The organism is Altererythrobacter sp. KTW20L (assembly GCF_023501975.1).
GTDB lineage: Bacteria > Pseudomonadota > Alphaproteobacteria > Sphingomonadales > Sphingomonadaceae > Alteraurantiacibacter.
In genome coordinates this window covers 109506-120520 of sequence record NZ_JAMFLH010000007.1, presented here as the reverse complement: position 1 = coordinate 120520, position 11015 = coordinate 109506, and the positions used below count along the sequence as shown (strand labels likewise).

The following is an 11015-nucleotide window of genomic DNA, read 5'->3' as shown; positions in this document are numbered from 1 at the left end:
GGGAATACGATGGAACGCGTGCCGATGCTGGCGGAAGGATATGAAATCCTGACCAACGCCCTCAATGCCCTTCGCCAGGAACGTCCGACGATTGTCGAGGCAATCGAGGAAGCGCGCGCCCACGGCGACCTGTCGGAAAACGCCGAATACCACGCGGCCAAGGAACGTCAGGGCCAGGTGGAGGCCATGATCGGCGACCTGGAGGACAAGGTCAGCCGCGCCCACATCATCGATCCGTCCACGCTGTCGGGCGACCGGGTCGTGTTTGGTGCCACTGTCACCGTGATGGACGAAGACGACAAGCCGCAGCGCTACCAGATCGTCGGCCAGGCCGAGAGCGACGCCAAGAAGGGGCGCATCTCGTTCGAGAGTCCGCTGGCCCGTGCGCTGATCGGCAAGTCGGTGGGTGACGAGGTCGAAGTAACCGTGCCCTCGGGCGAAAAGTTCTACCTGATCGAGAAGGTCGAATTCATCTGAGGGCCTTGGGGGGGGTCAGCCTCCCAATTCAGGCCCCCAGCGACGGCTCCAGCAGCCGGTGCAGGTGGACGATCACGTACTTCATTTCCGCGTCATCAACGGTGCGCTGCGCCCAGGCGCGCCATGCCTCCTCTGCCTCGGCATAGGAGGCGTAGAAGCCGACCACGTGGAGATCCTTCAGGTCCTGGAATTCGGTACCCTGCGGATCGACGACCCGTCCGCCCATAACCAGGTGAAGGAGCTGTTTCGCCATGTGCGCTCGCCTTTCATGCGTAAAACCAGTTTCGACTGCTACTTAGGCGAAACAGGTTACGCTGCAAGTGCGAAAAAATCAGTGGCGGCTGATAGTGCGGGCTATCGAGCGGCCAATCTCGCGCGCCGAGATACGGGCGGATTCGGCAGTTTCACTGGCGCTGTGGCCCAGCTTGTCAGCCGCTTCATGCGCCCGGTCGCCCATTTCATGCGCCAGTTCCGATCCGGCATCGCGCGCACGCGAGGCGGACTCCATCACCTGATGGGCGAAGGCCACCGCCATTTCGCTACCGATGGCAGCCAGTCCTGCCGCCCGCGCGCCGGCATAACGCCCCGCCTTGCGGGTAGGCGAATTGCGGAACATCGCGGAAATCAGCACGCCGATGGCGATCCCGCCGGCAATCGTTGCGACCGGGTGTTCCTTGGCAAAAGCGGTAAACTCGTCCTTTGCGGCGGCGGCCTTTTCGCCCAGCTTGTCGGTCAGCGTCATGCCTTCGCGTTCCTGGTTGCGAGCCTGCGCCGTAGTGATGCGGTCCTTGATGTCCGCGCGCTTGTCCTGATTGTTGCCGCTCATCGTAATGTGTCCTGCAAATAAAGTGTCAGTCTTGTTTGAAAATGTCCGGTAGCCACGAGGGTTCCGAGGGGGATTTCTCGTCGTGGTCGAGCATCCCTGCAATCACTTCTCCCAGCTCGTCGCGATAGATCCACAGGGCGAGGGCCGCCGCAGCCAGGGTCACGCCGCCAGCCAGTTTGCCGCGGTGTTCGCTCGCCAGATCTGCCGCCTCTGCGCCGATTGTCTTGAGCCAATGGCCGCCGGTTTCGGCAGCGCGGGAAGCGACAGGCTTTTTTTCCACGCCCGCCTTGAGTAGTTCGACATCGGTAGTGACGACTTGCCGCGCGGCATCACGCATGAGGCGATCCTGCAGCAAGCGGTGTTTCATCGGTGCCATGGTGTCAGCCTTCCTCGCCCGGAAGGTCCGGATCATCGGTGCCTGTTTCGTTGATGGCATCCATCATGTCACTCCACGCCGTTCCGGCGCGCCTCACCGCCAGATAGGCGGCAAGGAACAAGCCGCCTGCAACAATGGCAGTCGAACCCCAGGCTGTGACAAGCGGGGTAAGGGCAATGATCAGCCCAACTGTCAGGCCCACCATGGCAAATAACGCAAATACGGCTCCAACCGCGCCCATCAGGATCGTGCGCTTGAAGCTGCCGACAACGAAGGCGGCGCGCGTCTTCTGGTAGGTCAGTTCCGCGTCGAGCCAGGTCCGCGCGTCGAACAGCAGGTCTTCAAGGTCGTCGAGCAGCGATCGGGTGCTTTCCATCTCGCGCTGTTCGGCCAACCCCTCCGCACCGTCATCGGCAGGAGTGGCGGGCGGTGTTTCCTCCCGCAACATGCCTTACCCCCTTAACGGCGGAAGATGCGCGAGATGATATACCCGGCGAGCACCGCGATACCGACCGATTTGCCCGGGTTCTGGCGGACATATTCGCGGGCATCCTCGCCCAGGTCTTCCACGCTCTTGCCTTGCAGGGTCGATGCGGTGTCCGACAGCGAACGCGAGGCATTGCGGGCATAGTCACCATACTTCTGGCCCAGCTTCTCGTCGATGGCGGGGGCGTTTTCCTCGACCACGCGGCTGAGGCTGACCAGGGCCTCACCAGCCTTGTTCTTGCCTTCTGCAGCGAGCTCGGCTGCCTTGACGCGGGCTTCGGCGGCCCAGTCCTCGCTCTTGGCGCGGGCGTCGTCGGCATAGGTGGTGGCGCGACCCGTGGCCTCGGTTTTCAAGGCTGCGGCGCCAGCCTTGGCCTCTTCCAGCGCGGCGTTGAACCGGCTGCGCGCTTCGGACCTAGGGGAAGTGTTACTGGTGGTCGCGCTGGTGGCAGAAGCGGCCTTCGCGGCGCGCGGCTTGCTGGTCCTGGGCTTGGCGGTATTGTCGGCCATGAAAGTTGTTCCCTCTGCATTGGCGGCGGGCGACGGGCCTGCCTGCGTTTGATTTCCCAACGCGGCTTGCACCTGTCCGTTCCCCGGAATAGGAGGCCGCTTACCCTCGATATCGGGGGTGTTATGCCACTTTACAACACGTCCTGCCATATGGAGCTGCAGCATGACCGCCATCATCGACATCCACGGCCGCGAAATCCTCGACAGCCGGGGCAACCCCACGGTGGAGGTGGATGTGCTGCTGGAAGACGGCAGCTTCGGCCGGGCCGCCGTTCCCTCTGGCGCCAGCACCGGCGCGCACGAAGCGGTGGAACTGCGCGATGGCGACAAGGCGCGCTATATGGGCAAGGGCGTGCTCCAGGCAGTCGATGCGGTGAACGGTCCGATCAGCGACGCCTTGCTGGGCTATGATGCCGAAGACCAGCGCGATATCGACGGCATCATGCTGGCGCTGGATGACACCGCCAACAAGAGCAACCTTGGCGCCAATGCGATCCTGGGCACGAGCCTGGCGGTTGCCAAGGCGGCGGCGAGCGCGCGCGGACTGCCGCTCTATGCCTATGTCGGCGGGGTTTCGGCCCATGTCCTGCCGGTGCCGATGATGAACATCATCAACGGCGGCGAACACGCCGACAATCCGATCGACATCCAGGAATTCATGATCATGCCGGTGGGCGCCGATACCCTGGCAGAAGGCGTGCGCTGGGGGGCGGAGATATTCCACACTCTGAAGAAGGGCCTGGCCGAAAAGGGCCTGTCCACCTCTGTCGGCGATGAAGGCGGCTTTGCGCCCAACCTTGCCAGCACCCGCGATGCGCTGGATTTCATCATGGCCAGCATCGAACGCGCCGGTTTCCGTCCGGGCGAGGACGTGCTGCTGGCGCTCGACTGCGCCGCCACCGAATACTTCGCCGATGGCCGCTATGACATGGCGGGCGAGGGCACTTCACTGAGCCCGACTGAAATGACCGATTACCTGGCAGACCTGTGCGCCACCTATCCGATCCGCTCGATCGAGGATGGCATGTCGGAAGACGATTTCGAAGGCTGGAAGCTGCTCACCGACAAGATCGGCAACACGGTGCAACTGGTGGGCGATGATCTGTTCGTCACCAATCCCAAGCGCCTCGCCATGGGGATCGACAAGGGGCTGGCCAATTCGCTGCTGGTCAAGGTCAACCAGATCGGCACCCTGACCGAAACCCTGCAGGCGGTCGATATCGCCCACCGCGCAGGCTACACCAGCGTGATGAGCCACCGTTCGGGCGAGACCGAGGATGCAACCATCGCCGACCTCGCGGTCGCCACAAACTGCGGCCAGATCAAGACAGGTTCGCTTGCCCGCTCCGACCGGCTCGCCAAGTACAATCAGTTGATCCGCATCGAGGAAGAGCTGGGCGCCAGCGCCGTCTATGCCGGGCGGGCCTGTTTCGGCCGGGTGCGTTAAGCGACGGGCGCGCGGCTAGTTGTCGCGCGCCATTTCCTGTTCCACCTCACGTTCGATCGCAGGTTCGACCTGCTCCATCTTTTCCATCACCCGCCGGTTCTTGGGGCTGAGCAGGAATTGCCAAACGCCCCAGGCGTTGATGGCGAGCAGGATCACGTTCATCGCGGCAATCGGCATGGCGTCGGATGTCAGGCCCGAGACGATCCACGTCACTGCCACGGCGCAGAACAGCACAAACCCCCATCCGGTAACGCGGCGGCCAAGGTCGGCGGCGATTAATCCAGCGGCCAGCATCGTGCCCACGGCGGCGATCCATTCGAGCGGCCCGTTCATGGCGGGCTAGACGCGCCGGATACCCTTCCGGTTCCCGCAGGTCAGCCGCGCAAGGGAAGTATCAGGCAAACTTCTCCCGCAAGGCCAACAGCGCCATCGCCGCTTCTGCAGCGCCCGCGCCCTTGTTCCCCTGCTGGGGATCGGCGCGATAGATCGCCTGGGCCTCGTTCTCGGTGGTGAGAATGCCGTTGCCGACAGCAAGGCCATCCATCGTCAGCGCCATCAGACCGCGCGCAGATTCGCCCGCCACGATCTCGAAATGATAGGTCTCGCCCCGGATGACCACGCCAAGCGCGACAAACCCGTCATAGCGGCCGCTCTCCGCCGCCGTGGCGATCGCGCCCGGCAGTTCGAGCGCGCCGGGCACGGTCAGCAGGTCCACGCTGTGACCCGCTGCCTCCAGCGCACCACGCGCACCCGCTATCAGCATATCATTGAGATGGGCGTAGAAGCGCGCTTCCACGATCAGGAACTTGGCCATCAATTCTGTCCTTCAGGAGTAATCGGGCACTCGCCCACAATCGACAGGCCATAGCCTTCGAGGCCGACCAGTGAATGGCGTGTATTGGTAAGCAGGATCATGTCGCGCACGCCCAGCTCGGCCAGGATCTGGGCGCCAACGCCATAGTCGCGTTGCTCATTGGGCTGGGCATCGTCGTTTGGGTTGACCGACAGCGGCTTTCCCTTCTGGCCCTGGATTGCGCGACTGGCGAAGTCGGGCATGGGCCGGTTGATCAGCACCACTACGCCAGCGCCTTCGGCAGCGATGGATTGCATCGCGCCTGCCAGCAGTCCCTGGCGGTCGGTATCCTGGGCGAAAACGTCGTCGAAAATCGACAGGGCGTGCATACGGACGAGGGTGGGGCGGGCAGGGTCGATATGGCCCTTCACCAGCGCCATGGTCTCGCCCTTGGTGGCCTTGTTCCAGAAGCTGATTGCCCGCCATTCACCGCCCCAGCGGCTCCGGAAGCGGGTGTCCTCGCGCATTTCGACCAGGTGATCGTTCTGGCGGCGATAGGCGATCAGGTCGCGGATCGTGCCGATCTTGAGGCCGTGCTTGCGGCCAAAGCGGATCAGGTCATCGAAGCGGGCCATGGAGCCATCCTCGTTCATGATCTCGCAGATCACGCCCGAGGGGTTGAGGCCGGCGAGGCGCGAGATATCTACCGCAGCCTCGGTGTGTCCGGCGCGTATCAGCACGCCGCCTTCGCGGGCAACCAGCGGGAATACGTGACCGGGGGTGACGATATCGTCGGCACCTTTTGAGGCGTCGATGGCGACTGAAATTGTGCGCGCACGGTCTGCCGCGCTGATTCCGGTGGTCACGCCCTGGCGCGCCTCGATTGCCACGGTAAAGGCCGTTTCGTGGCGGGTGCGATTCTTGCGGCTCATCAGGTCCAGGCCCAGCGCCTCCACGCGGGCGCGGGTGAGGGCGAGGCAGATCAGGCCGCGGCCGTGGGTGGCCATGAAATTGATCGCATCGGGCGTAGCCATCTGCGCGGGCACGATGAGGTCACCCTCGTTCTCGCGGTCCTCGTCATCCACCAGGATGAACATGCGCCCGTTGCGCGCCTCGTCGATGATTTCCTCGATCCCGACGAGGACCGGGCGGTCGTCATTCTCGGCGAGGAAGCGGTCAAGCTTGGCGAGGGTTTCGGCGGTGGGGTTCCAGCTTTCTGCAGTACAATCCCGCAAGCTGTTTACGTGAAGGCCGGCGCCACGCGCAAGCCCGGCGCGGGTCATCTTGCCGGCATCTATGACTTCGCGCACGCGAATGATGGTCTGATCGTTCATGCGAATCGCATTATCACATTATAATGTGATCACAAGAGGTGAGTTCACATTGGTGGCTGGCAATCATTGTACTTGAAAGCGCAGGCGGCTCACCGCATGGACGGTTCGATGGTCGATCACAATGAAATCCCGCAGGACCGCGATGCGCTGCTGACCGCCTTTCGCGATGCAATGCGCCATGTGGCGGCCACGGTCTATGCCATCACGACAATCCATGCGGGCCAGCGCTATGGCATCCTGGCGACCGCTGTCAGCTCGTTAAGTTTCGATCCGCCTTCACTGCTGGTCTGCATCAACCGCGCCGCCTCGTTGCATGGGCCTTTGTTGGCCGAGCAGCGGTTCGGTGTGAACGTGCTGGGACTGGGCAACCGCGACGTGGCAGAACACTTCATGTCGCCTTCCGCCACGGACCGCTTTTCCCTCGGCGCATGGGAGGAACTGGCGGGGGTGCCAGTGCTCGCCACCGCACAATCGAGCTTCGCCTGCAGCCTCGTCCACGCGCACGATTTCGGCACCCATTCAATCTTCATCGGAGAACTGCTGGCCGCCCACCACCGGCAGGATGCCACCCCGCTGACCTATTTTGACCGCAACTATATCGATATCAGCGAGGCGCCGGGCCGCTAAGTTAGCCGTCAATCGGCAAAAGGCTGGTCGCGCAGCGCGATCAGGTGTCCGGCCGCCGAAAGCTGGTCATAGCCGGACAGGTATTGCGCGATTTCCTGTTCCATCTGTTCGGCCCGCTCGTTCCGGCCTGGGTAAATCCGGCTGCGGACGAGCCCGCTGCCGAGGACGCGCCCTGCATCGGACTGCCAGAACTGAGGAGCGATTGCCGGATCGTACCCGGCATTGGCCAGCAGGTGGACAGACAACAGATCCGCCTCGATCTCGGCCAGGCGTGACAGGCGGCGGTTGCGCCCGAACTGGCGCGCCAGTCCATCGGCTACCCCTGCTTCCGACAGACGCCGCCGGTGTTCCAGCACGACGTGGGCCAGCTCGTGCGCAAAGACCACTGCCAACCCGGCATCGTTTAGTCGCGCGACGAGGCCATAGCTCAACTGGATCACCCGCCCGTCGGACCGCGCTGTAGAGTCCTCGTCCGCCAGCACCTCGACCAGTGCGCGACAGCCGGATGGTGCTTGCAGTGTCGCAGTCAGGATGGAGCCCGCGCGCAGGTAACGCAGGTCGATCGGGCCGGAATTGGAAGCGACCAGTTCGAACACCGCATCGCGCCGGGGGAAGCCCGGTGCCGCCTCAACCTCGTCGATCACTGTCCCATCGACCGCCAGCAGTGCATCGCCCGCCCGCAATCCGGCGGAGGCAGCGGACGAACCGGGCACGATCTGCGCCACTTCGACCGGCCCTTGTGCAAAGGCGCCGGGCAAGGGCGCGCCATACTGGTCGGCACTGTGGAGGATCATGCCCGTCAGAGGCATGGTCTGGCGGCACAGGCAGACATTGGCTCCCATGATGCGTTCTGCCAAGCGGGCAAGCCGCAGGTCCTGTTCCCACAGCGCGGCCTGGGCTTCACTGGCCTGCGCCTGTGTGGCCGTCGGAAGCAGCGGCGCGGAGAGGGCGAGGAGGAGAGCATGGCGGATCACAACCATGTGATGGGCACTGTGCGCCGCCCGATCAAGCACTTGCCGCATGTCGCCGTCCGATAGCGGATGTCCTGTTAGGATTTATGCGGTAAGGGCGGGGCCGTTCGGACAGGCGACGGGATTGCACGAAACTATGCGCTATCTGGTAACAGGCGTGGCAGGGTTCATCGGGGCGGCAGTGGCTGATGCCCTGCTAGCGCGCGGTGACAGCGTGCTGGGGATCGACAGCCTGAACGACTACTACCCCGTCTCGCTGAAGGAAGACCGTCTCGCCCGGGTCGCTGCGAGAGGCGGCGGGCGGTTCGTCTTCACCAAGGTGGACTTTGCTGATCATGCCGCGCTCGATGCCGTGCTGTCTGGCGAGCAGTTCGAGCGCATCGTCCACCTGGGTGCGCAACCGGGCGTACGCTATTCGATCGAGAACCCGCGGGCCTATATCGAATCCAATGTAAGCGGCCATCTCAACCTCCTTGAAGTGGCGCGCCACAGGCAGGTGGAACATATGGTCTATGCCAGTTCCAGTTCGGTCTACGGCGGAGCGGACAAGGTGCCGTTTGCGGTCGAAGACCGGGTGGACCATCCGCTGTCACTCTATGCCGCCACCAAGAAGGCGGACGAACTGATGAGCGAGACCTACGCCCATCTCTACCGCCTGCCGCTGACGGGCCTGCGTTTCTTCACCGTTTACGGCCCTTGGGGGCGGCCCGACATGATGGTGTGGATGTTCACCCACAAGATACTCACCGGACAGCCTATCGCGGTGTTCAACCATGGCGAGGTCTGGCGCGATTTCACCTATATTGATGACATCGTGGCGGGCATTCTCGCCGCCCTCGACCATCCCCCGGCTGACGACGGCGCGCCCAAGGCGGGCGGCAGCATCACGCCTCATGCCCTTTACAACATCGGCAACCACCGGTGCGAGAAGCTGACCGACGTGATCGCCGTTCTCGAACAGGCCTGCGGTCGCAAGGCCGAGATGAACTTCCTGCCGATGCAGGCCGGAGACGTGCCGCGCACCTTTGCCGATATCGACGCGATCCGCCGCGACCTTGGTTATGAGCCGACTACCAGTGTGGATGTCGGCATCCCGCGCTTTGTCGAATGGTACCGCGCCTACGCCGATCTCTGACCAACCAGCCCGAACACTTCCGGCCCCACTTCGCTCCAGTCTCGCGCTCCCAGCATGGCCATGGTGCGCGAGACCTCGGCCTGCAGCAATTCTAGCGCGCGGGTGACGCCCGCTTCGCCCGCCGCCGCCAGGCCATAGAGCGTAGCGCGACCGACCATCACCACATCCGCACCAAGCGCCCGCGCCTTAACTACATCGCTGCCACGCCGCACGCCGCTGTCGAAGAACACGGTCAATTTGCCGCCCACCGCCTCAACAATGCCCGGCAAGGCATCGATTGCCGCAATCGAGCCATCGAGCGAGCGCGCGCCGTGGTTCGATACAACGATCCCGTCTGCCCCCAGCGCCAGCGCCTGCCGCGCGTCATCAGGGTGCATGATCCCCTTCAGCACCAGCTTGCCCGGCCACAAGTCGCGCAAGCGGCTGATCCCTGCTGCATCGAGATCGTCCTGCTTGAAATGCGCGCCCGGCTTGGCACCCTTGGCCATCGAATGCTTGAGGCCCGGCGGAAGATTCGCCTGCGTGGGCATCCCGCCATCCTGCAACAGATAGCGGCCCACCACGCCTGCCAGCCAGCGCGGGTGCAGCAGCATGTCGGGCACGTTCTTGCGGTTGGGCTTGATCGGCATGCCATAACCGTTGTGATACAGATATTCGCGGTTGGGCATGACAGGCAGGTCGAGCGTCACGAACAGCGCTTCGCAGCCCAGCCCGTGGGCGCGACGAACCACGTCATAGGACAGGTCGCGATCACGCCACATATAGAGCTGGAACCACTGCCGCCCGCCACCGGCCACCACATCCTCCACATCCATCGTCCCCGCGCTGGAGATGGTGAAGGGCACGCCCGCCTTCGCTGCTGCACGGGCAAGGTGCAGGTCACCCTTGTGCCAGATCAGACCCGCCGCGCCGGTGGGTGCAATGGCGAGGGGGAGCGGCACCGCCTGCCCGAAGATGCTGGACGACATGTCGATCGCATCGACCTTGCGCAGCACGCGCGGCACGAAGGTGAGCGCGTCGAGCGCGGCGCGATTGCGATCCATGCAGCGCTCATCCTCTACCCCGCGCTCCATATATTCCCATACGCCATGCGGCAGCCGCGCCCGCGCCTTGTCGCGCAGGTCGGCGATGTTCCAGCATCCGAGGGTGGGGTCGGCCAAGAGCCTAGCCGCGTCCGAGGAAGGGCAGCTTGTTCTGCACCATCAGGGCTTCGTAGAAATTGAGGTGATCGGGCATGTCGCACATGTGGACGATAATGCCTGCTGCCTCTTCCGGCGTGGCGGCGAAGTTTTCCGGCAGCTTGACCGATCCGGGCATGATCTCGGTCGCCACGATACCGGGGTGGAAGATCGATACGGCGATATTGTCGTTCCGCCCGTCCAGCGCCAGCGCATGTGTCAGGCCAGCCAGGCCGAATTTGCTGGCGGTATAGCTCGGGCACTCGTTGCGCGGCACCTTGGCGGAGATGGACCCCACATTGACGATCCGCCCGTGGCCGCCTGTCTTGAACAGCGGCCAGGCGTGCTTGGCGCACAGGAACGCGCTGGTCAGATTGGTCGTGATCACATTGTTCCAGTGATCGAGCGTGGTCTGGTCCACCGGCGAATTTTCGGCAATGCCGGCATTGTTGATCAGCACGTCCACCGTGCCAAACCGGGCGACAGCCTGGGCGAACAGGTTCTCAACCGCAGCCTCGTCGGTCACGTCGGTCGCCACGGCCAGGGCCTCGCCGCCGTTCGCCTCGATCTGGGCGACAAGGTCCGCCAGCCGTTCCGCGCGCCTTGCTGCCAGCACGACCTTGGCCCCGCGCGCGACGAACTCCACCGCGCAGGCCTTACCGATGCCCGAGCTCGCCCCGGTGACCACGACGACACGCCCTTCAAGAATGCTCAAAATCCGGCTCCCTCATCCGATTGTTTGGGCTGGTCTAGCGGCCTGCGCGACGAAGCGGAACAGCCAATTTCGCAAGCATGACCAGCGGACAAAGGTGACACAAGTGACACTCTGTCACTTTCGATTCTAGCCCTATAATT

At 63.7% G+C, this 11015-nt stretch carries 15 protein-coding genes; 4 read left to right on the top strand and 11 right to left on the bottom strand.

All coding sequences use genetic code 11. The features are described from left to right. The first annotated feature begins 9 nt into the window (after window positions 1-9). Window positions 10-477, top strand: coding sequence for a transcription elongation factor GreA (gene greA, locus M3P36_RS08805; protein WP_249702884.1), 468 nt, complete (start codon window positions 10-12; stop codon window positions 475-477). Window positions 478-505: 28 nt separating this feature from the next. On the opposite strand, the gene M3P36_RS08800 is transcribed toward greA, so the two are convergent. The 5 genes from M3P36_RS08800 to M3P36_RS08780 form a co-directional block, all read right to left on the bottom strand. Then, complete coding sequence (locus M3P36_RS08800) at window positions 506-730, bottom strand: DUF4170 domain-containing protein (protein ID WP_249702883.1); 225 nt, start codon at window positions 728-730, stop codon at window positions 506-508. A gap of 78 nt (window positions 731-808) precedes the next feature. Then, window positions 809-1303 carry a hypothetical protein gene (locus M3P36_RS08795; RefSeq protein ID WP_249702882.1) on the bottom strand — a complete coding sequence of 165 codons (495 nt, stop codon included), beginning with the start codon at window positions 1301-1303 and terminating at the stop codon, window positions 809-811. Between the two features lie 25 nt (window positions 1304-1328). Then, complete coding sequence (locus M3P36_RS08790; RefSeq protein ID WP_249702881.1) at window positions 1329-1679, bottom strand: hypothetical protein; 351 nt, start codon at window positions 1677-1679, stop codon at window positions 1329-1331. A gap of 4 nt (window positions 1680-1683) precedes the next feature. Beyond that, the gene (locus M3P36_RS08785) at window positions 1684-2127 is read right to left on the bottom strand and encodes a phage holin family protein (protein WP_249702880.1); all 444 of its coding nucleotides are present in this window, start codon (window positions 2125-2127) and stop codon (window positions 1684-1686) included. 11 nt (window positions 2128-2138) lie between these two features. Further along, complete coding sequence (locus M3P36_RS08780; RefSeq protein WP_249702879.1) at window positions 2139-2675, bottom strand: hypothetical protein; 537 nt, start codon at window positions 2673-2675, stop codon at window positions 2139-2141. 163 nt (window positions 2676-2838) lie between these two features. Between M3P36_RS08780 and eno the strand changes: the two genes are divergently transcribed. Continuing rightward, window positions 2839-4122 carry a phosphopyruvate hydratase gene (gene eno, locus M3P36_RS08775; RefSeq protein WP_249702878.1) on the top strand — a complete coding sequence of 428 codons (1284 nt, stop codon included), beginning with the start codon at window positions 2839-2841 and terminating at the stop codon, window positions 4120-4122. Window positions 4123-4137: 15 nt separating this feature from the next. Here eno and M3P36_RS08770 read toward each other — a convergent pair whose 3' ends face one another. The 3 genes from M3P36_RS08770 to ribB form a co-directional block, all read right to left on the bottom strand. Beyond that, window positions 4138-4455: a hypothetical protein gene (locus M3P36_RS08770; protein WP_249702877.1), complete on the bottom strand. Its 318-nt coding sequence runs from the start codon at window positions 4453-4455 to the stop codon at window positions 4138-4140. Window positions 4456-4516: 61 nt separating this feature from the next. Beyond that, complete coding sequence (ribH, locus tag M3P36_RS08765; protein ID WP_249702876.1) at window positions 4517-4936, bottom strand: 6,7-dimethyl-8-ribityllumazine synthase; 420 nt, start codon at window positions 4934-4936, stop codon at window positions 4517-4519. Next, on the bottom strand, window positions 4936-6249 hold the full coding sequence (ribB, locus tag M3P36_RS08760) for a 3,4-dihydroxy-2-butanone-4-phosphate synthase (protein ID WP_249702875.1): 1314 nt from the start codon (window positions 6247-6249) through the stop codon (window positions 4936-4938). Before ribB ends, ribH begins: the two co-directional genes overlap by 1 nt. Window positions 6250-6357: 108 nt before the next feature. On the opposite strand from ribB, the gene M3P36_RS08755 reads away from it, so the two are divergent. Next, window positions 6358-6876 carry a flavin reductase family protein gene (locus M3P36_RS08755; protein ID WP_249702874.1) on the top strand — a complete coding sequence of 173 codons (519 nt, stop codon included), beginning with the start codon at window positions 6358-6360 and terminating at the stop codon, window positions 6874-6876. Window positions 6877-6884: 8 nt separating this feature from the next. On the opposite strand, the gene M3P36_RS08750 is transcribed toward M3P36_RS08755, so the two are convergent. Next, window positions 6885-7850 carry a M48 family metalloprotease gene (locus M3P36_RS08750; protein ID WP_249702873.1) on the bottom strand — a complete coding sequence of 322 codons (966 nt, stop codon included), beginning with the start codon at window positions 7848-7850 and terminating at the stop codon, window positions 6885-6887. A 133-nt stretch (window positions 7851-7983) separates the two neighbouring features. On the opposite strand from M3P36_RS08750, the gene M3P36_RS08745 reads away from it, so the two are divergent. Continuing rightward, complete coding sequence (locus M3P36_RS08745) at window positions 7984-8982, top strand: NAD-dependent epimerase/dehydratase family protein (protein ID WP_249702964.1); 999 nt, start codon at window positions 7984-7986, stop codon at window positions 8980-8982. Here the strand turns inward: M3P36_RS08745 and M3P36_RS08740 are convergent. Continuing rightward, window positions 8967-10142: an alpha-hydroxy acid oxidase gene (locus M3P36_RS08740; protein WP_249702872.1), complete on the bottom strand. Its 1176-nt coding sequence runs from the start codon at window positions 10140-10142 to the stop codon at window positions 8967-8969. The two genes, M3P36_RS08745 and M3P36_RS08740, sit on opposite strands and share 16 nt — an antisense overlap. Before the next feature lie 4 nt (window positions 10143-10146). Beyond that, on the bottom strand, window positions 10147-10875 hold the full coding sequence (locus M3P36_RS08735; protein ID WP_249702871.1) for an SDR family oxidoreductase: 729 nt from the start codon (window positions 10873-10875) through the stop codon (window positions 10147-10149). Between the last annotated feature and the right edge of the window lie 140 nt (window positions 10876-11015).